The sequence below is a fragment of the Streptomyces hydrogenans genome, from assembly GCF_014656075.1.
Classification (GTDB): Bacteria; Actinomycetota; Actinomycetes; order Streptomycetales; family Streptomycetaceae; genus Streptomyces; species Streptomyces hydrogenans.
Genome location: NZ_BNBS01000003.1, coordinates 145557 through 166755 on the forward strand (window position 1 = coordinate 145557; position 21199 = coordinate 166755).

At 74.3% G+C, this 21199-nt stretch carries 16 protein-coding genes; 14 read left to right on the top strand and 2 right to left on the bottom strand.

Annotated elements, in window-relative coordinates; translation table 11 throughout:
• Window positions 1–36: 36 nt before the first annotated feature.
• The 14 genes from IE321_RS02965 (at window position 37) to IE321_RS03030 (ending at window position 19707) form a co-directional block, all read left to right on the top strand.
• On the top strand, window positions 37–771 hold the full coding sequence (locus IE321_RS02965) for an ABC transporter ATP-binding protein (protein ID WP_190221607.1): 735 nt from the start codon (window positions 37–39) through the stop codon (window positions 769–771).
• A complete protein-coding gene (locus IE321_RS02970; RefSeq protein WP_190221608.1) occupies window positions 768–3209 on the top strand; it encodes an ABC transporter permease in 2442 nt (813 codons plus the stop codon). The genes IE321_RS02965 and IE321_RS02970 overlap by 4 nt, the downstream gene beginning before the upstream one ends.
• Window positions 3210–3434: 225 nt before the next feature.
• The gene (locus tag IE321_RS02975; RefSeq protein WP_190221609.1) at window positions 3435–4796 is read left to right on the top strand and encodes a serine hydrolase domain-containing protein; all 1362 of its coding nucleotides are present in this window, start codon (window positions 3435–3437) and stop codon (window positions 4794–4796) included.
• A gap of 134 nt (window positions 4797–4930) precedes the next feature.
• A complete protein-coding gene (locus IE321_RS02980) occupies window positions 4931–6520 on the top strand; it encodes an ABC transporter substrate-binding protein (RefSeq protein ID WP_190221610.1) in 1590 nt (529 codons plus the stop codon).
• 4 nt (window positions 6521–6524) lie between these two features.
• The gene (locus IE321_RS02985) at window positions 6525–7634 is read left to right on the top strand and encodes an ABC transporter permease (protein ID WP_190221611.1); all 1110 of its coding nucleotides are present in this window, start codon (window positions 6525–6527) and stop codon (window positions 7632–7634) included.
• A gap of 2 nt (window positions 7635–7636) precedes the next feature.
• A complete protein-coding gene (locus IE321_RS02990; RefSeq protein WP_190221612.1) occupies window positions 7637–9535 on the top strand; it encodes a dipeptide/oligopeptide/nickel ABC transporter permease/ATP-binding protein in 1899 nt (632 codons plus the stop codon).
• Window positions 9532–10290: an ATP-binding cassette domain-containing protein gene (locus tag IE321_RS02995; RefSeq protein ID WP_190221613.1), complete on the top strand. Its 759-nt coding sequence runs from the start codon at window positions 9532–9534 to the stop codon at window positions 10288–10290. Before IE321_RS02990 ends, IE321_RS02995 begins: the two co-directional genes overlap by 4 nt.
• The gene (locus tag IE321_RS03000) at window positions 10287–12284 is read left to right on the top strand and encodes a S9 family peptidase (RefSeq protein ID WP_190221614.1); all 1998 of its coding nucleotides are present in this window, start codon (window positions 10287–10289) and stop codon (window positions 12282–12284) included. The genes IE321_RS02995 and IE321_RS03000 overlap by 4 nt, the downstream gene beginning before the upstream one ends.
• 316 nt (window positions 12285–12600) lie before the next feature.
• Entirely contained in the window at window positions 12601–13977 is a 1377-nt protein-coding gene (locus tag IE321_RS03005; protein WP_190221615.1) for a serine hydrolase domain-containing protein, read from the top strand.
• Between the two features lie 94 nt (window positions 13978–14071).
• Complete coding sequence (locus tag IE321_RS03010; protein WP_226652802.1) at window positions 14072–15148, top strand: M20/M25/M40 family metallo-hydrolase; 1077 nt, start codon at window positions 14072–14074, stop codon at window positions 15146–15148.
• On the top strand, window positions 15148–16020 hold the full coding sequence (locus IE321_RS03015) for a GNAT family N-acetyltransferase (RefSeq protein WP_226652700.1): 873 nt from the start codon (window positions 15148–15150) through the stop codon (window positions 16018–16020). The genes IE321_RS03010 and IE321_RS03015 overlap by 1 nt, the downstream gene beginning before the upstream one ends.
• On the top strand, window positions 16017–17123 hold the full coding sequence (menC, locus tag IE321_RS03020; RefSeq protein WP_190221617.1) for an o-succinylbenzoate synthase: 1107 nt from the start codon (window positions 16017–16019) through the stop codon (window positions 17121–17123). The genes IE321_RS03015 and menC overlap by 4 nt, the downstream gene beginning before the upstream one ends.
• Complete coding sequence (locus tag IE321_RS03025) at window positions 17120–18037, top strand: serine hydrolase (protein ID WP_190221618.1); 918 nt, start codon at window positions 17120–17122, stop codon at window positions 18035–18037. The genes menC and IE321_RS03025 overlap by 4 nt, the downstream gene beginning before the upstream one ends.
• Entirely contained in the window at window positions 18034–19707 is a 1674-nt protein-coding gene (locus IE321_RS03030) for a PucR family transcriptional regulator (protein WP_190221619.1), read from the top strand. Before IE321_RS03025 ends, IE321_RS03030 begins: the two co-directional genes overlap by 4 nt.
• 156 nt (window positions 19708–19863) lie before the next feature.
• On the opposite strand, the gene IE321_RS03035 is transcribed toward IE321_RS03030, so the two are convergent.
• Together IE321_RS03035 and IE321_RS03040 are read right to left on the bottom strand one after the other, a co-directional pair.
• Window positions 19864–20795, bottom strand: a protein-coding gene (locus IE321_RS03035) for an IS5 family transposase (protein ID WP_444545384.1) whose coding sequence is annotated in 2 segments (ribosomal slippage) — window positions 19864–20397 and window positions 20400–20795 — 930 coding nt in all. Because the reading frame shifts where the segments join, the coding sequence is not laid out codon by codon here.
• Window positions 20796–20826: 31 nt separating this feature from the next.
• Window positions 20827–21199: S1 RNA-binding domain-containing protein (locus IE321_RS03040; protein ID WP_190221620.1), on the bottom strand; the 373-nt coding region annotated here is incomplete at its 5' end.

Consider the following 21199-nt stretch of genomic DNA (forward strand, 5'->3'; position numbering starts at 1 on the left):
GATCATGACCGACCAAAGGCATCGAAGGGCCACATCATGCGACGGACGACGACGAACGGGGGCACACCGTACGCCGTGTCCCTGGACCGGGTCTCCAAGTCCTACGGCGACGTGACCGCGCTGGAGCAGGTGAGCTGGGGGTTCCGCACCGGCAGCTTCACCGCGATCATGGGCCCGTCCGGCTCGGGCAAGAGCACGTTCCTGCACTGCGCGTCCGGTCTCGACCGGCCGACGAACGGGTCGGTGCGGCTGGGCGACGTGGACATGGGCGGGCTGCGCGAGGCCGAGCTGACCCGGCTGCGCCGCGAGCGGATCGGCTTCGTCTTCCAGGGCTACAACCTGATGCCGTCGATGGACGTCGAACGGAACATCACCCTCCCCCTGTCGCTCGGCGGCAAGAAGGCCGACCGGCAGTGGCTGACGGAGATCGTCCACCGGGTGGGCATGGCGGGCCTCCTCAAGCACCTCCCGGCACGGCTGTCGGGTGGCCAGCAGCAGCGCGTCGCGGTCGCCCGGGCGCTGGTGACGCGCCCCGAGATCGTCTTCGCCGACGAGCCGACGGCCGCGCTCGACCCGAGGTCGGCCGGGCACGTCCTGAAGCTGTTGCGCGAGGCGGTCGACGAGATGGGGCGGACCGTCGTCCTCGTCACCCACGATCCGGTGGCGGCCTCGTGGGCCGACAGCGTCGTCTTCCTCGGAGGGGGCCGGATCGTCGACGAACTGACCGCGCCGTCCGCGGAGGCCGTCCTGGCCCGCTGGGACTCGCTGTGAGGCGCGGGATCGCCGCGGGCGTGGCGGCGGCGCTGCTCTTCGCCGCCGCGCTGACGGGCGCGTTCGGCGTCCTCCTGGAATCGGCGCTGCGGGCGCACGGGGCGGTCGACCGCTACGCCCCTGCCGTGGCCGTCGTCGCCGCGAGCCAGCGGGTCGAGAAGATCGTGGACTCCGGCGAGTCCCAGCGCACGGAGGTCAGACCTCTGCTCGAACGGGCCCGGGTGTCGATCGCCCCGGCCGAACGGCTGGCGGAGGTGCCGGGGGTCGTCCGGGTCGTCGCGGACGTGTCCGTGCCCGTGGTCACCGCGGACGGCACCGTGCTCACCGGTCGCGGATGGGAGTCGACCGCGCTCGGCCCGGTCGACCTGCGGTCGGGTCGTGCCCCGCTGGCGCCGCACGAGGTGGCGATGGCCGCCGGGAGCGGCGCGGAGGTCGGGGACACCGTCCGGCTGCAGGCGGGCGGCCGTGCACCGGAGTCGTACCGGGTCAGCGGGCTGGTCTCGGGCGGTTCGGGGGCGGACGGCGCCGGCCGTGCGGTCGTGTGGTTCGGCGACCGGACGGCGCGGACGCTCGCCGGCCACCCCGACCGGGCCGACGCGCTGGTGGTCCTCGGGGAGGACGGCACGTCCTCCGAGGCGCTCGCGGCGGCGGCCCCCGGTCTGCTGGTCGCGACCGGTGCCTCGCGCGGAGACGTCGAGAACCCGGGGGTGGCGGCGGCGCGGCTCGACCTGATCGGGGTGAGCGCGTCGATCGGCGGCATCGCCCTGCTGGTCGTGCTGCTGATCCTGACCGGGCTGCTGGACATCTCCGTACGGGACCAGACCCGCGAGCTCGCGGTGATGCGCGCCATCGGCGCCACCCCCCGGCAGGTGCGGCGGCTGATCGTCCGCGGCACCCTCAAGGTCGCCGTGCCCGCCGCGTTCCTCGGCGGCCTGGGGTCGCTCGGGCTCGGAGCGGTCCTGCACCGCTTCATGGCCGATCACGGTGTGCTCCCGCAGGAGTTGTCGCTCGTGCTGGGTCCGCTGCCCGTCGCCGGCACCGTGCTGCTGACCGTGCTCACCGCGGTCGGCTCGGCCTGGCTCGCGGCCCGGCGCGTCTCCCGCGTCCGGCCGGTCGAGGCCCTGGGCGAGGCGGCGACGGAGCCGGCGCGGCTGCCGCGTTGGCGGATGGTCACCGGGCTCGTCTTCCTGGCCGTCGGACTGGGCGCGGCCTCCACGGCGCTCGCCTTCGGCGGGCAGATCGCCAGGGCGGCCATGGGCGGACTGGCGCTCACCCTGATCTGGGCCGCCGCGCTGCTGGGGCCCTGGATCGCGCGGGCCGGCATCCGGGTCCTGAGCCCTCCGCTGCGGCTGCTCTTCCCGGTCCCGGGCCGGCTCGCCGCGGAGACGGCCTCCGTCGCCGCCGTCCGGCTGGCGTCGGTGATCACGCCGATCGCGCTGGCGCTCTCCTTCGGGGCCGGCCAGCTCTTCGTCCAGAACACGGCCGTCAACGCCACCCGCACCCAGTCGGCCGCCGGTCTGCTCGCGGACCACGTGCTCGTCGCGGACGGTCCGGGCGTGCCGAGCGCGGCGTACGAGGAGGTGCGGAGGATGCCGGGGGCGGAGGCGGTGACGGCCGTCAAGCGCACCACCGTCGTGAAATCGGTCGGCGACCAGCTCCAGTCGCTGCCCGCGCAGGGTCTCAAGGGCGCCCTGTCGAACCTGGATCCGGGCGTCACCTCGGGTTCGCTGGCCGATCTGCGCGGCGACGACACCGTCGCGGTCAGCTCGAACGTCGGCGACGCCGACGACCTCGGCGAGACCATGACCCTGTGGCTCGGCGACGGCACGCTGATCCACCCCCGGGTGGTCGCCGTCTACGACCGCGGGATGGGCTTCGGCGACGTGCTGCTGCCGCACGGCCTGGTCGCCGAACACGTCACCGACGGCGGTCACGACGACTACCTGCTGGTGAAGGGGGACGCCGGTCTCCGGCCGGTGACCGAGCGGCTCCCCGGGGTACACGCCACATCCGCGTCCGCGTACGGCGCGGCGCTGACCGAGCAGGCACGGAGTCAGGGGCTTCCGGGGCTGATGGCGGTCGCGGCCATCGCCCTGTTCACCCTGATCGGCGTGGTGACCACGCTGGCCGTCGCCACCGCGTCCCGCCGGCGCGAGCTGTCCCTGCTCCGCCTGATCGGCGCGACGCGCCGCCAGGTCCTGTCCATGCTGCGCCTGGAGACGCTGCTCGTCCTCGGGACGGGCACGATCGTCGGCACGCTGGTTGCGGCCCTGACCCTGCTGACCTTCGCCCTCGCGGTGACCGGGCTGCCCGCCCTGTCCGTCTCCCCCGCCGTCTGCGCCGCGATCCTCGGCGTGGTCTGCCTGGCGGGCATGTCGGCGGTCATGCTGCCGGCACGGCGGCTGGTACGGCGTCGCGGCTCGCCCCGGATCGAGTAGGAGGCCGCGCGCCCCTGGCGCGCCCGTCTTCGGACGGGGGCACCACAGGGGCTCCGTTCCTTCGTGCTCCACGACGATCACAGGCCGGGTGCCCGCTTCCTACCGTTCACCCATCACCCCGGACGGTTCCCACGGCACGGCGGGATCCGACGGCGGATCCCGCCCCCGCCCTTCCACTTCCCCGCCCCTCGACGACGAGCGGCTCTCTGTTTCGGAGGCACTTCCATGAATTCCGAGGATCTGCGCGAACGGCTCGCCGAGGTGGCCGTGCGGCACGGCATTCCGGGCGCGAGCATCGCCGTCCTGCACGGCGACGAGGTCACCGAGGCCGCCTACGGCGTGCTCGACCGGGACTTCGGCTACCCGGTGACCACCGACTCGGTCTTCCAGACCGGATCGATCACCAAGGTGTGGACGGCCACCCTGATCATGCAGCTGGTCGACGAGGGACTGCTCACGCTGGACTCCCCGGTCGCCGACCACCTGCCCGGCTTCCGGGTCGCCGACGCACACACCTCGAAAACCGTGACGGTGCGTCAACTTCTTTGTCACACAGGCGGGTTCGAGGGTGACATCTTCTCCGACCACGGCCCCGGCGACGACGCCGTCGAGCGTTTCGTGGCGGCGCTGCCCACCCCCGCCCGGCAGCTCTTCCCGTCCGGCGAGATGTTCTCGTACTGCAACAGCGGCTACGTCGTCCTCGGAAGGATCATCGAGGTGCTCACGGGCCTGACGTGGGAGGCGGCCCTGCACGAGCGGATCGCCGCGCCCCTCGGGATGACCCATGCCGTCACCTCGCCGGGCCGGGCGATCCGGCACCGGGTGGCGATGGGCCACGTCTCCGGACCCGACGGCGAGCCGGTGAAGGCGCCGTTCTGGGAGATGCCGCGCTCCAACGCCCCGGCCGGCGCCACCCTGACGCTGACCGCCCGCGACCAGCTGCGCTTCGCCCGGCTCCACCTCGCCGACGGCCTGGCCCCCGACGGCACCCGGCTGTTGAGCGAGGAGTCCGTCGCCGCGATGCGACGCCCCGAGGTCGTGGTCCCGGGCGCGGGCCGGCTGGGCGACCACTGGAGCCTCGGCTGGGAGATCTTCGACTGGGAGGGAGGTCCGGTCATCGGCCACGACGGCGGCACCATGGGCCAGACCGCCCTGCTCCGTGCCGTCCCGGGCAAGGACGTGGCGGTGGTGATCCTCATCAACGGCGGTGAGTTCTTCGGCCTGCACGGGCTGGTCACGGAACTCCTCGCCGAACTCGCCGGGGTCACCGTCCCCCCGATGCCCACGCCGCCCACCGCACCTCCCGCGGTCGACCCCCGGTACTTCGCCGGACGGTACGAGTCGGTCACCCAGAGGGCAGAGGTGACCGAGACCGAGGACGGTCTCCGGCTCGTCCTGTGGCCGCTCGGCCCCAGCGCGGAGCTGCACGGCACCGACCCGCTGAGCGACCTGACGATGGTCCCGCTCGACGCGCACACGCTCATCGGCACGGCGCAGGAGAACGGCGAGTTCCCGACCGTCACCTTCCTCGGGGACGGCGACCGGGCCGAGTACCTGCACGGGACCCGTGCCATCCCCCGCGCCTGACCGACCGCACCGCACCCGGCCACCGGCCCTTCCGCCGGTGGCCGCCCGGGCCGGCCACCGCGCCGGCCCCAGCACACCGCCCCGCCCCGCCCGGCCGACGGGCTCCAGGTCCGTCATCAGTAAGGAGACACACCATGACCTCACCGAGGAGGGCCGCCGGACGGCGCGAGCGGGTGGCCAGCGCGCTCGCCGTGGTCACGGCGACAGCGCTGATGTCCACCTCCTGCGGCGGCGGGGCGTCCGCCGACGGGGCGCGGACGGTCACCCTCGCCATCCGCACCGACCCGGGCAGCCTCAGTCCCCTCGGCACCGTCGACAGCACGGCGCTGATGATGAACCGGTTCGCCTATGCGACCCTGGTGCGCCTCGCCGCCGACGGGTCGACGACCGCGGGGGCGGCCGAGAGCTGGTCGGTCCGCGACGGCCGCGCACGCTTCGTCCTGCGGCCCGGGCTGACCTGTGAGGACGGCAGTCCGCTCACGGCAGCCGACGTCGCCGCCGGATACAACCACGTCGCCGACCCCGCGAACCGGTCTCCGCTGCTCGGTCTCGCCGTGCCCGCGAACGCGGGGGCGAGGGCCACGGCGGACGAGTCGACGCGGACGGTCACCGTCACCACCTCGGGCTCGGCCCCGTTCCTCGTGGAGATGGCCCGCATGCTGCCCCTGGTGTGCCGGAAGGCCCTCACCGATCCGTCCCGACTCTCGCGGGCCACCGCCGCCACGGGCGCCTACCGGCTCACGGAAGCCGTCCCCGGCGACCACTACACGTACGTGCGCCGGACGGATCCGGCCGGGACGGGCTCGGCACCGGCGGACGTCGCCGGTCCCGAGAAGCTGGTGTTCAAGGTCGTGGCGGACGAGTCGACGACCGCCAACCTGCTGCTCGGCGGGCAGATCGACGCGGGCCAGGTCAACGGGCCGGACGCGGAACGGCTCATCGCGGCGGGCGTTCCGTGGAAGGGCACCCGGACGCCCACCGGCCACCTGCTCTTCCACGAGTCCGCGGCCCGGCCCACCGCCGCGCAGGCCGTTCGGCGGGCCCTGGTCGGCGCCCTCGACCTGAAGCGGATCGGCTCCGTCGCCACCGGTGGCACCGGAACGTTCGCCACCAATCTCGGGGAGACCCCGCCGACCCCCTGCACCGGCGACACCGTGACCGGGAACGTGCCGCCGCACGACCCGGCGAAGGCCGCGGCCGAACTGACCGGTGCCGGCTGGAAGAAGAACGGCGGCGTCTGGGAGAAGGCCGGCCGGCCGCTCTCCGTCACCCTGGTCCACCCCGTCATCGCCGGGCCGCAGGTCACGGCGGCGGTCGAGCTGACCATCAAGGAGTGGAACGCCTTCGGGGTGAAGGCCACCGCCGAGCCGGTCGACGGCTCCGGCCTGCTCGCCGCGCTCTCGCGCGGTGACTGGGACGTGGCCTGGAGCCCGATCAGCGTGCCGCTGCCCGACCAGCTGACCCGCTTCTTCGACGGCCCTCCCCCGCCGGCCGGCAGCAACCTCGGCTCCGTGGACAACCCGGACTACCGACGGCTGGCCGCCGAGGCCGCCGCCCGCCCCGGCCGGGCCGGCTGTCCGCTGTGGAACCGGGCCGACGCCGCACTGATCCGGCGCACCGACGTCACCCCGTTCGCCGACAGCACGGTCCGGACCTTCGGCAGGGGCATCCGCTTCGAGGTCGACGGCGGCGGCATCGTCCCCGACAGCCTGCGCAAGGGGTGACGACATGAGGAAGACCCCTGTTCCCCACGACCCCGCGGACACCCGGCCCGCCGCCGCACCGGCTGGAGCCACGGCCGGGACACCCCGGGCCGCCGCCACCACGGCCCGGAGCGGCGCGGAGACGAACCCGGTCGACGCGACGCCGGCCCGGCCCCGCCGCACCGCGCCGGGACCGTGGACCGTCTTCGCCCTGCGCCGTACGGGACGGCTCGTCGTCTCGCTCGCGGCCCTGGTCACCGCCTCCTTCGCCATGATCCACCTGATCCCGGGCGACCCCGTCCGCACGGCGCTGGGCCCCACCGCCGACCCGGCGCTGGTCGAGGCCCGCAGACAGGCGCTCGGCCTGGACCGGCCGGTGCCGCAGCAGTTCGCGCACTACCTCGCCGAGCTGTTCCAGGGCCGGCTCGGCGAGTCGATCGGTGCCGGGCTCCCGGTCTCCGACGTCATCGCCGCCCGCCTGCCGGCCACGCTGTCACTCGCCCTGCCGGCCTTCCTCGTGGTGGTCCTGGCCGCCGTCCCCGGCGGCATGTGGGCCGCCGTCCTCACCCGTGACGGGCGCCGTCGCCGAGGTGAGCTGGCCTTCGGCTCGGTGACCGGCGCCCTCGCCGCCGTGCCCGAGTTCCTGCTCGCCGTCGCGCTGGTGGCCTGCTTCGCGGTCGCCTTCCCCCTCTTTCCCGTGGCCTCCCGCGGCGGTCCCGACTCCTACGTGCTGCCCGTCGTCGCGCTGTCCGTCGTCCCCGCCGCCGCGCTCGCCCGGATCGTCCGGGTGGAGACGCTGCGGGTCCTGGGCGAGGAGTACATGCGCACCGCGTACGCCAAGCGGCTGCCCGCCCGGCTGCGCTATCTGCGCCACGCCCTGCCCAATCTGCTGGCCTCCTCCCTGACCGTCGGCGGTCTGACGCTGATGGCGCTGCTGACCGGCACGGTCCTGGTCGAGAACGTCTTCGCGTGGCCCGGCCTCGGCACCACGATCGTCCAGGCGATCACCGAGAAGGACTATCCGATGGTCCAGGCCGTGGTCCTTGTCTACGGGGCGGCCGCCCTGCTGATCACCTTCGCCGTCGACGTGGCCGTGGCCGTCGCGGACCCCCGATCCACCGTCCGAGGGAGCTGACGATGTCGTACGCATGCCGACTCCGGCACGCCCTGCGCACCCCCGTGGGGCTGACCGCCCTCACCGGCGTCCTGGCGCTCGCCCTGGTCGCCCTCCTCGGACCGGTCGTCCTGGGCCCCGCCGCCGAGCGGGTGGACACCGGGGCCATGCTCCAGGGGCCCGGTGCGGCCCATCCGCTCGGCACCGACAACCTCGGCCGGGACATCGCCGCCCGAGTGGTGGTGGCGACCCGGCTCACGCTCGGGCTCACACTGGCCGCGACCACGATCGGCGTGCTCGGCGGCCTGCTCCTCGGCGTCGCGCCGGCGGTCCTCGGCCGTCGCGCGGGGCGTGGGGTGACGGCGTTCGTGGGTGTCCTGATCAGCTTCCCCGGTCTGCTCTTCGTCCTCTTCCTCGCGACCGTCTTCGGCGTCGGGGCCACGGGCGCGGTCCTGGCCGTCGGGCTGGCCATGGTCCCGCCCGGGGCGCGGCTGGTGCAGAACCTGACCGCTTCCGTCGCCGGGTCGGAGTACGTGGCCGCGGCCCGGATCCTCGGGGTCGGCCGACTGCGCATGGTCACCCGTCACCTGCTGCCGAACATCGCCGAACCCTGTCTGCTCTTCGCGGCCCAGGCCGCGGCGGGCACCCTGGTCGCCTTCTCCGGGCTGTCCTTCCTGGGACTGGGGGTGCAGGCGCCGTCGTACGACTGGGGACGACTGCTCGGCGACCAGCTGGACCGGCTCTACCTCAACCCGGTCGCGGCGCTCGCTCCGGGCGCGGCCGTGGTCCTCACCGGGGTGGTGTTCGCACTGGTCGGCGAGGTGTTCGCCCAGGCCGGCCGCCCGGTGCGGCCCCCCGCCGGCGGTGCCGTGGCGGCGCCGGGTCCCGCGCCGCGGCCGGCCCGCCCCGACGGGGCCCTGCTCCAGGTGCACGATCTGCGGGTCACCTTCCCCGATGGGCGGCGGCCGGTGCGCGGCGTCTCTCTGAGCATCGGGGAGGGCGAGGCGATCGGTCTGGTCGGCGAGTCCGGCTCGGGCAAGAGCCTGACCGCGCAGGCCGTGGCCGGCCTGGTGCCCTCGCCCGGCCTGGTGGAGGCGGGCACGCTCCGCTTCGAGGGCCGGGACCTGCTCGCCGAACGGCCCCGCGGTACGGCCCTGGCCATGGTCTTCCAGGATCCGATGGCCTCGCTCAACCCGGCGCTCAGCGTCGGCCGGCAGCTGTCGGAGGTCGTCGAGGTCCACGAGCGGGCCGCCCGCTCGGCGGCCTGGGCCCGCGCCGTCGACCGGCTGCGCGCGGTCCGGATCCCCGACGCGGCGCGCCGGGCGCGGCAGCGGCCGCACTCCTACTCGGGCGGCATGCGCCAGCGGGCCGTGATCGGCATGGGTCTGATGGGCACGCCGCGGCTGATCATCGCGGACGAGCCCACGACCGCGCTGGACGTGACGGTCCAGCGGCAGGTGCTCGACCTGCTGGGCGAGGTCCGGCGGGAGTCCGGGGCGGCCCTGCTCCTGATCTCCCACGACCTGGCGATCGTGGCCGGGGTCTGCGATCGGGTGCTGGTGATGTACGCGGGCCGGATCGTCGAGGACCTGCCGGTCGCGAACCTGGCGGGGCGGGCCGCGCATCCGTACACCCGCGCCCTGATCGGGGCCGTACCGACCCTGACCACCGACCGGGACCGCGAGCTGGCAACGATCCCGGGCCGGCCTCCGGAACCCGCCGACGCACACCCGGGCTGCCCCTTCGCCGCCCGCTGCGCGCACGCCGACGACCGCTGCCGCACCGACGCCCCGGAGCTCGTCCCGCACGGGACGGCCGCCCGTGTCGCCTGCTGGCACCCGCTGACCCCGGCCGCTCCCGGCCCGGGCAACCCGATCCCGGAGGTCCGGGACGCGTCCACCGCCCAGGAGGCCACCGCATGAGTTCCCTCGAACTCCGACAACTGCGGGTCCGTTACGGCCGCTTCACCGCCGTCGACGGCGTCGACCTCATGGTCCCCGACGGCGGGATCACCGGCCTGGTCGGCGGCTCGGGGTGCGGCAAGTCCTCGCTCGGCCGCGCCACGGTGGGACTGGCGCCCATCACAGGGGGCCAGATCCTCGTGGACGGCACGCCCGTGGCCCACCGGCCCCGCCGTGGCCCGGTGCAGCTCGTCTTCCAGAGCCCGTACGCCTCGCTCGACCCGAGGATGTCCATCGGCGCCGCCGTCGCGGAGGCGCTGCCGCCGTCGCGGTGGTCGCCCCGGCCCGGGGCGACCGCGCGGGCCCGGGCAGCGGAGGCGGCACACTACCTGGAACTCGTCGGGCTCGATCCCGGCCGGGCGTCCCTCACCCCGGGAGAGCTCTCCGGCGGCCAGCGGCAGCGCGTCGCGCTGGCCCGGGCGCTGGCGGCCCGGCCCGGCGTCCTGGTCGCCGACGAGATCACCTCGGCGCTCGACGTCTCCGTCCAGGGCGCCGTGCTCAACCTGCTGCGCCGTCTCCAGCGGGAACTCCGCTTCTCCCTGCTCTTCATCTCCCACGACCTAGCGGTCGTCCGCTACCTGGCCGACCAGGTGGCCGTGATGGACCGCGGCCGGCTCGTCGAGCACGGGCCCGCCGACCGGGTCCTGCACGCCCCCGGCCACGCGGTGACCGCGTCCCTGCTGTCCTGCGTCCCCACCCTGGAGGAGAACCCGTGACCACGACCAGGCCCCTGCGCGTCGACGACCTGTACCGGTTCGCGATCCCCGACCAGCCGGCACTGGCGCCCGACGGCAGCCGCGTCGCGTACACCCTGACGACCCAGGACGCCGGGCTCGACCGGCCGGTGCGTTCGCTGTGGCTCGTCGCCACCGGCGGCGGGCCGGCGGGCCCCGCTCCCCACCGCCTCACCTCCGGGCCGGACGACCACACCCCGAGCTGGTCCCCGGACGGCACGACCCTGGCGTTCCTGCGCGGCGGGCAGCTCCATCTGCTCCGCCTCGACGACGGCGAGGTCCGCCGGCTGACCGAGCTCGACCACGGCGCGGCGATACCCGTGTGGAGCCCGGACGGCTCGCGGATCGCCGTCACCGCCGAGGTCCACCGCCAGGCGCCGGACGAACCCGTCGTCGTGGACCGCCTCGGGAAGGTGGACGGGCAGGGCATGCGCGGCACCGCCCGCACCCAGCTGTTCGTCGTGGAGACCGCCTCGGGCCGGGTCACCCGGCTGACCCTCGGCGACTTCCACGTCACGGGTACGCCCGCCTGGTCGCCGGACGGCACCCGACTGGCCTTTCCCGCCGTCGTCGGCAGGGACTACGACCTCACGGGGGCCGTCGCCGCCCATGTCGTCGACGCCTTCGGCCCTTCGCCCCTGCCGACCCCCGTCGGGCCCGCCGCCGGACCGGTCCGCGCGGTCGCCTGGCGTCCGGGCGGCGACGCCCTGCTGCTGACCGGCCGCACCGCCCACGGGGCCGGCCACGAGTCGCTGCGGCTCCAGCCGCTGGACGGCTCGGCGCCCACGGCGCTCGCCGTCGGACTGGACCGCAACGTCATGCCCGGCGGCTCGGGCTATCCGGGCGCCCTCCCCCAGTTCCACGGCTCGAAGGGCGAGAGCGTCGTCTTCTGCGCCCGGGACCGGGGCGCCACCCGGCCGTACCGGCTGCCGCTGGACGACGGACCCGGCCTCGGGAGCGCCGCGGCCGTGGAGCTTCCGCTTCCCGCGGGCAGCGGGGTGTCGGGCTGCTCGGTCGCGGCGGGGAAGGCAGCGCTCGCCGTGGCGGACGGCGCCTCGTACGGGGAGATCGCGCTCCTCGACCTGGAGACCGGCGCACTCGCCCGGCTCACCGCGCACATGGCCGGGGCGCTCCCCGAGGTGACGCTCGCGCCCGTCACCGAGCGGGAGTTCGTGATCTCGGACGGCACGCGGGTGCACGGTCTGGTCACCCGTGACCCCCGGGCGCCCGCCGGCGGGCCGCTGCTCGTCGACCTCCACGGCGGTCCGCACAACTGCTGGGCCCCGCACGCCGACCCCGTCCACCTCTACCACCAGGAGCTGGTCAGCCGCGGCTGGACGATCCTCGCCCTCAACATCCGCGGCAGCGACGGCTACGGCGAGGACTTCCTCACCGCCGCGGTCGACGCCTGGGGCGAGGGCGACGAGCGCGACGTGCTGGAGCCGGTCGGGGCGCTGGTCGCCGAAGGGCTCGTCGATCCGGAGCGGATCGCCCTCACCGGCTACAGCTACGGCGGCTACCTCAGCTGTTGGCTCTCCGCCCGCAGCGACTTCTTCGCCGCGGTCGTGCCGGGCGGTCTGATCGCCGACCTGCCGTCACTGGTCGCCACCTCCGTGGAGGGCCTGGAGATCGCGCACGAGGAGATCGCGGACGCCGACCGGCGGCGGGAGCTCTCCCCGCTCGCCCACGTGGACGCGGTGCGGGCCCCCACGCTGATCCTGCACGGTCTGGCCGACGACGTCTGCCCGGCGGGCCAGGCCGAGCAGTGGTTCCACGCGCTGCGCACCCGCGGGGTGACCGTCCGGATGGTCCTCTACCCCGGCGGCTCGCACCTGTTCGTCCTGAACGGCCGGCCGTCGCAGCGTGCCGACTACTGCCGCCGTGTCGTCGACTGGGTCACCGGGCACACCCTCCGCCCCTTCGGCGGCCCGATCCCGCACGCCGCTTCGGCCCCCGAACCCGCCGGCTCCCGCTGACCTCCGGCACCCGCCCGCCGGGCTCCGCTCTCACCGGCGCCCGGCCCCCGACTCTCGGCGCTCCGCGTCGCCCTGACGCCGACTCCGCCGAGTCCGGAGCCGCCCCCACGAGGGGCACCGGCTCCGCCCCGTACGGACCCCGCCCCATCCGGCCGGCCTCCGCACGGCCGGTCGCGGCCCTCCGCCCCACCAGGCAAGGGAGCCGCAACCGGCACCTGCCCTCCGCGGCGGCACACCACCCGCGCCACGCACACCGTCCGCGCACCCACACGAACCGCGCCACCCACACGAACCGCGCGCCCCTCAGGAGTTCATCGTGACCGCGAAACCGACCGTCCCTCCCGACACGGCCCACTGGACCGCACGTCTGACCGCACTCGCCGCCCGCCACTCGGTGCCCGGAGCGGGTCTGGGCATCTGGTACCAGGGGCGGCGGATCGAGGCCGCCGCCGGCCTCGCCAACGCCGGTGCCCGGATCGATGCGACCACCGACACGCTGTGGCAGATCGGCTCCATCACCAAGGTGTGGACCGCCACGGCCGCGATGGGTCTCGTGGACGAGGGGGCCCTGACCCTGGACCGCCCCCTCGTCGAGGTCATGCCTGAGCTCCGCCTCGCCGACGAGCACCTGACCCGGAGCGTGACGCTGCGGCATCTGCTCGCCCACACCAGCGGCATCGACGGCGACTACTTCCCGGACACCGGCCGGGGCGACGACTGTCTGGAGCGGTACGCGGAACTGCTCGCCGACCTGCCGGCGTGTCATCCGCTCGGCGCCACCATGTCGTACTGCAACGCCGGATACACGCTGATCGGCCGGGTGATGGAACGGGTCACCGGAATCCGCTGGGACGCGCTGATGCGGGACCGGCTCTTCCGGCCCCTCGGGCTCACCCACACCGCGACCCTCCCCGACGACGTCCTGCGCCACCGCGCCGCCACGGGACACTACGGCGACCCGCCGCAGGTCGTCGCGGAGTGGTCGATGGCACGCTCCACGGGCCCGACCGGTCTCATCTGCTCCACCACCGCCGACGTCCTGGCCTTCGTCCGCCTCCACCTGGACGGAGGCTCCACGGGGGACGGCACCCGGCTGCTCAGCGGCGACTCCGTGCGGGCCATGCAGACCCCGCAGGTCGAACTGCCCAGTCCGTACCCGGCCGGCCGTGCCTGGGGCCTCGGCTGGGTGCTCGGCGAGTGGGACGGACTCGCGACGTACGGGCACGACGGCAGCACCATCGGCCAGAGCGCGTACCTGCGGGTGCTGCCCGAGGTCGATCTCGCGATCTGCCTGTTCGCGAACGGCGGCAACGCCGGCGCCCTGTACGCGGAGCTGTTCCGGGAGATCGCCGACGAACTCGCGGGCGTGTCCATGCCGGCTCCCCTGCTCCCCGCCGAAACCCCGGCCGACGTGGACCCGGCCGACGTGACGGGCGTGTACGAGCGCAGCTCCACCCGGATCGAGGTTGTCGAACGGGACGGCGGGCTGCTGCTGCGCGACCGTTTCACCGGGATCCTGGCCGGTCTGGCGGAGCGGCCCGAGACCGAGTATCCGCTGCGCCCCCTGTCGCCCGGGACCTTCGTGGCCCGGCGCCCCGACGACGGCGGCTGGATTCCGGTCGCGTTCTTCACCCTGCCCGACGGCTCGCGCTTCGTGCACCACGGCGGCCGTGCGACCCCGAAGGTGAGCTGAGATGAACCCCTCCACGGCCCGGCCCCGCACTCCCGCGCGCCCGCGCTCCGCCTCACCCGCCGCCGTCGCCCGGCTGCGGGCCCGGCTCCCCGAGATGATCGACGACGTCGAGGCCCTCGTCACCGCGGAGTCCCCGACGTCGGACGTCGACGCCGTCGCCCACTGCGCCGCCGTCCTGGCCGCGCTCGGCACCCGGCTCACCGGCCAGTCCCCGGAATGGCTCCAGGACACCGGCAGGCCGCACCTGCGCTGGCGCTTCGGCAGCGGCGACCGGGTCCTGCTGCTCGGTCACCTCGACACCGTCTGGCCGGTCGGCTCCCTGGCCACCCACCCCTTCGCGGTCACGGACGGCGTCCTCACGGGGCCCGGCTGCTTCGACATGAAGGCCGGTCTGGTCCAGCTCTTCCACGCGCTGGCGAGCCTCGACGACCTGGACGGGGTCACCGTCCTGGTCACCTCCGACGAGGAGGGCGGCTCCGCCGACTCCCGCGGCCTGATCGAGGACGAGGCCCGCCGCACGGGGGCGGTCCTGGTCCTGGAGGCCGCCGAGGACGGGGCGCTGAAGACGGAACGCAAGGGCGCCTCCCTCTACGACCTGACGATCACCGGGCGCGCCGCCCACGCCGGCCTGGAACCGGAGCGGGGCGTCAACGCCACCACGGAGCTGGCCCATCAGGTCCTCGCCGTCGACGGCCTGACCGACCACACCGCGGGCACCACCGTGACGCCCACCGTCGCCGGCGCCGGCACGACCCGGAACACCGTGCCCGACACGGCGTCCCTCCAGATCGACGTCAGGGCACGGACGAAGCGGGAACAGCTGCGGGTCGACTCCGCCCTGCGCGGTCTGGCGTGCGCGCTGGACGGCGCCCGGCTCACCCTCACCGGCGGCCTCAACCGGCCCCCGCTCCCGGCCCGTTCGTCGGCCGGCCTGTTCGGCCTGGCCGAGGAGCTGCACACGGCGCTCGGCCTGGGGCCCTTGCGGGGCGCGGCCGTCGGAGGCGGCTCCGACGGCAACTTCACCGCCGGTGTCGGCACCCCCACCCTGGACGGCCTGGGCGCGGTCGGCGGTGGCGCGCACGCCGCCGACGAGCACGTCCTCGTCGCCGAACTCCCGACGCGTGCCGCGCTGCTGGCCGCGCTCGTCGACGAGCTGTGCGGGCGGTCGTGATGGCCGGCTCGCACACCGCTCCCTCGACGGAACTGGGGCCCGCCCTGCTGTTGGCCGAGCGCGCCGCGCTGGCCGCCGGGGTCACCCTCCGCGAGCTGCACGACCTGGACTCCATGCGCGAGGCGCGCGACCTGCTCCACCGTGTGTGGCGCCCGGCTCCGGACAACCCCGTGATGACTCCGGAACTGCTCCTGGTGCTGGCCCACTCCGGCAGTTACGTCGTCGCCGTCGAGCAGGACGGCCGGATGATCGGCACGTGCCTCGGGCTGCTGTCCACCGCAGGGCTCCACTCCCACATCGCCGCCGTCGACGTCGGGGCCGTCGGCCGCAGCATCGGCTTCGCGCTCAAGCTCCACCAGCGTGCCTGGTCGCTCGCCCGCGGCATCTCCACGATCACGTGGACGTACGACCCGCTGGTCAGCCGCAACGCCTACTTCAACCTCCGCAAACTCGGCGCCGTACCCACGGAGTACCTTCCGAACTTCTACGGCGCCATGCGGGACGGCGTCAACGCGGGCACCGACTCCGACCGGCTGCTCGTGCGCTGGGACCTCACCGCCGGGCAGGCCCCCCGTCCCACGCCGGGCAGCGGGCGCACCGAAGAGCCGCCCGTGGTGGCCCTCGACATCGGCCCCGACGGCCACCCCGTCCGGGGCGGGCGGCCCGGCGACCTGTCCGGGCGGACCGTCCTGGTCCGCGTCCCGCCCGACATCGAGGCGCTGCGCGCCGGCGACCGCGCGGTCGCCGGCGCCTGGCGCCCGGCCGTGCGCGACGTCCTCGGCGGCCTGATGGCCGACGGGCGACACACCGTCACCACCTTCACCCGGGACGGCTGGTACGTCCTGTCACCACGTCTGGAGTTTGACGCATGAAGATCCTCGGAGCGGAACTGCGCCGGATCGCGATGCCCCTGGTCTCGCCGTTCCGGACGTCCTTCGGCACACAGACCACGCGTGACCTCCTTCTGCTGCGGATCGAGACCACCGGAGGGGACGGCTGGGGCGAGTGCGCCACCATGACCTCCCCGGTGTACTCCTCCGAGTACACCGCCGCCGCCGCGGACGTGCTGCGCCGCCACCTGCTGCCCGCCCTCTTCACCCGGCCGGAGGTGACCCCGTGGACGGTCGCCCCGGCGCTGGCCTCGTTCAAGGGGCACCGGATGGCCAAGAGCGCGGTGGAGATGGCTGTCCTGGACGCGTGGCTGCGGGCCCGCTCTCTGTCCTTCGCCGGGTGGCTCGGCGCCACCTCGGACCGGGTTCCGGCCGGCGTCTCGGTGGGCATCATGGACTCGGTCCCCGAGCTGCTCGACGCGGTCGACGGATACCTGGAGGAGGGCTACCGCCGCATCAAGCTCAAGATCCAGCCGGGCTGGGACGTCGAGCCCGTGCGGGCCGTGCGGGAACGGTTCGGCGCGGACGTGCCGCTCCAGGTCGACGCCAACACCGCGTACACCCTGGCCGACGCCCCCCATCTGGCCCGGCTGGACGAGTTCGGCCTGCTCCTGATCGAGCAGCCGCTCGACGAGGAGGACATGCGCGCCCACGCCCTGCTCGCGGAGCAGCTGCGCACCCCGGTCTGCCTCGACGAGTCGGTCGTGTCCGCCCGCTCGGCGGCCGACGCCATCGCCCTGGGCGCGTGCGCGGTCGTCAACATCAAGCCCGGCCGGGTCGGCGGCTATCTGGAGGCCCGGCGGATCCACGACGTGAGCGCCGCGCACGGGGTGCCCGTGTGGTGCGGCGGCATGCTGGAGACGGGGCTCGGCCGGGCGGCGAACGTCGCGCTGGCGGCCCTCCCCGGCTTCACCCTTCCCGGCGACGTCTCGGCGTCGGACCGCTACTACCGCACGGACATCACCGAGCCGTTCGTCCTGCGCGACGGGCACCTCGACGTGCCCGACAGCGCGGGGCTCGGAGTGACGCCCGTTCCCGAGCTGCTCGCCGACGTCACCGTGTCGACCGAATGGATCACGCCATGAGCACCGTCCTCACGGCCGTCGCCGCGCGCCGGGCGATGGAGGCCGTCTTCGCGGAAGCCGGGGTCCGGGGGCACCTCTTCGCCCGGGACATCGACGGCCGGGCGGCCGTCGGCCTCGACGAGGACGCCCCCGTCGCGGCGGCTTCGGTCTTCAAGATCCCGATCGCCCTGGCGTACGCGTGCGAGGCGGAGGCCGGCCGGCTGGACCGCGCCGAGCGCCATCCCGTGCCGCTACGGTTCCGGGACGGCGGCATCGGCACCTCCGGCTGCGTGGACGCGGTGGAGATGAGTCTGCGCGACCTCGTCGGCATGATGCTGACGATGAGCGACAACGCCGCCACCGACGTCGTCCTGCGCCAGGTGGGTCTCGCCCGGGTCAACGGGCTCCTCGCCGCTCTCGGCCGCCGTCGGACCCGTCTGGTGGGGGGCTGCTCCGACCTCGTCGGAGCGCTGCTCGCCGACCTCGGCGTCGCCTCCCTGGCCGAGGCGCAGCCCGTCCTCGCCGCTCTGCCCGCCGAAGAGGTCACGCGGTTGTCCGTGTGCGACCCGGGCCGTACCACCCGGTCCACGGCCCGCGACACGGCCGACCTCCTCACCCAGATCTGGCGGGACGAGGCGGGCCCGGCCGCGGCCTGCCGCGAGGTGAGGGAGGTGATGGCCCGCCAGATCTGGCCGCACCGGCTGGCGTCCGGATTCGGCGACGGCTACCGCGTCGCGGGCAAGACGGGCACCCTGCCGGGCTGGCGCAACGAGGCCGGAGTCGTCGAGCACCCCGACGGCGGCCGTTACGCGGTCGCCGTGTTCACCCGGGCCGCGAGGCCACGGGAGCTCGATCCCGCGGCGGACCGGGCCATCGGGCGGGCGGCCCGGATCGCGGTCGACGCGCTGCGGGCCCCGGTGGCGGCGGGACGATGACCACGGCCCCGGTCGTCCTCGGGCGGGTCCTGGCCGATCTCGGGTCGACCCTCGTGGAGCTCGCCGCCGGCACGCCCGACCCGTCCCGTCCGGTGTCCGGCGTGCTGATCCACGATCCCCTGGAGGAGCCCGCGCGATGGCCGGGTGCCGTCGTCCTCGGCGTCGGCGTCGCCGGCTCCGACTCGGTCGCCGCGCTGACGGAGCGGGCGGCCGGGCTCGGCGCGGCGGCGGTCGTCGTCCGGTCCCCGGTGGCCGTCGACGAGACGGTCACGGCGGCCTCGGACCGTACCGGCGTGCCCGTCCTCGGACTCGCCCCGGGCGCCTCCTGGGCCCAGGCGGCCGCGCTGCTGCGCGGACTGCTGGCCGTCGACGACTTCGCGGACGAGGACCCCGGCGGCGCGCCGTGGGACAACCCGCTCTCGGGCGATCTGTTCGCCCTCGCCAACGCGATCGCCGCGCTCCTCGACGGTCCGGTCACGGTGGAGGACCGCGGGGGGAAGGTCCTCGCCTTCTCCAGCCGTCAGGACGAGGGCGACCCGGCCCGGATCACGACGGTCCTGGACCGTCAGGTGCCGGCCGACAAGCTGCGCGACCTGGAGGCCCGCGGCGCCTTCCACGCGCTCTACCGCAACGAGGGGGTGCTGTACGTCGACGGTCCGCACGACAAGCCCCGGGCGGCGATCGCCGTCCGGGCCGGCGGGGAGATCCTCGGGTCCATCTGGGTGATCATCCGGGATCGCCTGGGCCCGGACGGCGAACGCGCACTCGCCGAGGCCGCGAACGTCGCCGCGCTGCATCTGCTGCGTCGCCGGGCCGGTGAGGACGTCGGACACCGGTTGCGCGCCGACCTCGTGGCCACCGTCCTGGAAGGGGGCACCGCCGCGCCCCGGGCCGCGGCCCGACTCGGGCTGACCCACCAGCCGGCCTGTGTCCTGGCACTCGCCGTGCTCGGCGACGACATCGCTCCCGACCTGCTCGCCACGGGCCGTCGCGCCGCGGAGGCACTCGCGCTTCACCTCTCCGCGGTCCATCCCCGGGCCGCCACGGCGTACCTCGGCGACGTGACGTACGCCGTGCTGCCGGGCAGCGCCGAGGAGACGGCCACACGCGTGGCCGACGCGTTCCTCTCCCGGGTGGGCAGCAGGGTCCCGGCCGTCATCGGAATCGGCCGACCCGCCGCCGACCCGAGCGATCTGCCCCGCTCACGCGCCGACGCCGACCGCGCCCTGCGGGTGCTCACCGCCACCGGCACTCCCCACCGCGCCGCCGCGCTCAAAGACGTCTACCTGCCCTCCCTGCTCCTCGACCTCGCCGACCAGGTCCACACCGACGCCCACCCGTCCGACGATCCCGTCACCCGTCTCCGCGCGTACGACGCCGAGCACCACAGCGCGCTCACCGAGACGCTTGCCGCCTGGCTCGACAACTTCGGCGATGTCATCGCCGCCTCCGCCGCGATCCATGTCCACCCCAACACCTTCCGCTACCGCCTCAAACGCCTCGCGCAGGTGTCGGGCTTCGACCCCGGCGACCCGGCGGCCCGCTTCGAGGCCATGCTCCACCTCCGCCTGACACCGCCCACCCCTCCAGGAGCGGCTCCGTCCCGTCCGGCCCCACCCGCACGCCACCAACGGAAGGGGCAGGGGGAGACGGATGACACCGGGCCATGACGTGGTCGATCCGGACAGCGCGCGTGGCCCGAACGCGTTCGGTGAGGTACCCGCCGCTCAGGCGACCGGCCACGGTGACGCTCCGCGGCCCGAATCCGTCGAGAAACACGGCCACTCAGGCAGCGAAATCCTGTCGGCTAGGACTTGTCCGGCCGATCATGTGCGGAGCCAGATCGCGACGGCCGCCGCGGTGGCGGTGCCGAGGAAGACGTAACCGCGCTTGTCGTAGCGAGTGGCGACCGCCCGGAACTGCTTCATGCGGTTGATCGCCCGCTCGACGGTGTTGCGCTTCTTGTAGCGGTCCTCGTCGAAACCGGGCGGCCGTCCACCGTGTGTGCCCTTGCGCCGGCGGGCGGCCTGGCTGTCACTCTTCTCCGGAATCGTGTGGCGGATGCCCCGCCGTCGCAGATACTCGCGAACGGGTCCGTTGCTGTAGGCCCTGTCGGCCGCAAGGCTGTCGGGCTTCTTGCGTGGTCGCCCCAGGCCCGGTCTGAGGACTCGGATCTTCTCCAGCACCGCGATGAACTGGGTGCAGTCGGCTCGCTGACCTGGTGTGACGATCAGGGACAGCGGACGGCAGCGGCCGTCCGCGCTGAGGTGAAGCTTGCTGGTAAACCCGCCGCGCGAGCGGCCCAGGCTCTCGCCTCCAGCACCACCTCCACCAGGCGGGCGTGCAGACTCTGCCACGGCGCTTCGTCCTGATGTTCTCGCTCTTCGACCCCCTTTGAGCCGGGCGCCGGCGGTGGGTCGGTGCGAGCGCCCGCCGCATGCTGATGCGCCCCCACGATGGTGGAGTCGACCGAGATGTCCCAGTCGATCTCGCCTGGTGCATCGGCTGCGGCCTGGACCTGCTGAAGGAGACGTTCCCAGGTACCGTCGGCCGACCACAGGCGGTGGCGTTCATAGACGGTCTTCCATGACCCAAACCGTTCGGGCAGGTCACGCCACTGCACTCCGGTTCGCACCCGGTGCAGGATCCCGTCGATCACCTGCCGGTGATCCCGCCACCTGCCGCAACGCCGGTTGCTGACCGGCAGGAACGGCCGCAGCCGTTCCCACTCGGCATCACTCAGATCACCCCGCCCCATGCTCCATTCAACGGCTGGAGCACGCTGGCCGTCACGTGGCCGGCACGACACCTTCGCGCTGGGCGTTCCTCGGCCTGGAAAGAAAGATTCGGCGGGTCGGCAGGTCGATCTCCGTGACGACGACGGTGATCTCCTCTCCGGCCTCCAAGTCCTCCACTGGACTCACTGCGGGCCGACCGTCGATCTCTCTGGAGGGGACCAGCCCGACGAACCCGTCTCCGAGCTCGACGAAGACGCCGATGGGAACTGTCTTCTCCACAGTCCCGCGGATTTCCTGACCCACCGTGCGGTCGGCGAAAGCCCGCAGGGGGTCGGGCTCCAGCGCCTTCAAGGACAGCCTGGCCTCCGCGTTGTAGGTGTCGAACTGGAGGAACTCGCACGAGACCCGCTGGCCTACGTGAACG

Excerpts from the sequence above, each read along its gene's own strand:
- IE321_RS02965 (WP_190221607.1), top strand. The coding sequence starts at position 37 with ATGCGACGGACGACGACGAACGGGGGCACACCGTACGCCGTGTCCCTG.
- IE321_RS02975 (WP_190221609.1), top strand. The coding sequence starts at position 3,435 with ATGAATTCCGAGGATCTGCGCGAACGGCTCGCCGAGGTGGCCGTGCGG.
- IE321_RS02980 (WP_190221610.1), top strand. The coding sequence starts at position 4,931 with ATGACCTCACCGAGGAGGGCCGCCGGACGGCGCGAGCGGGTGGCCAGC.
- IE321_RS02985 (WP_190221611.1), top strand. The coding sequence starts at position 6,525 with ATGAGGAAGACCCCTGTTCCCCACGACCCCGCGGACACCCGGCCCGCC.
- IE321_RS02990 (WP_190221612.1), top strand. The coding sequence starts at position 7,637 with ATGTCGTACGCATGCCGACTCCGGCACGCCCTGCGCACCCCCGTGGGG.
- IE321_RS02995 (WP_190221613.1), top strand. The coding sequence starts at position 9,532 with ATGAGTTCCCTCGAACTCCGACAACTGCGGGTCCGTTACGGCCGCTTC.
- IE321_RS03010 (WP_226652802.1), top strand. The coding sequence starts at position 14,072 with ATGATCGACGACGTCGAGGCCCTCGTCACCGCGGAGTCCCCGACGTCG.
- IE321_RS03015 (WP_226652700.1), top strand. The coding sequence starts at position 15,148 with ATGGCCGGCTCGCACACCGCTCCCTCGACGGAACTGGGGCCCGCCCTG.
- menC (WP_190221617.1), top strand. The coding sequence starts at position 16,017 with ATGAAGATCCTCGGAGCGGAACTGCGCCGGATCGCGATGCCCCTGGTC.
- IE321_RS03025 (WP_190221618.1), top strand. The coding sequence starts at position 17,120 with ATGAGCACCGTCCTCACGGCCGTCGCCGCGCGCCGGGCGATGGAGGCC.
- IE321_RS03030 (WP_190221619.1), top strand. The coding sequence starts at position 18,034 with ATGACCACGGCCCCGGTCGTCCTCGGGCGGGTCCTGGCCGATCTCGGG.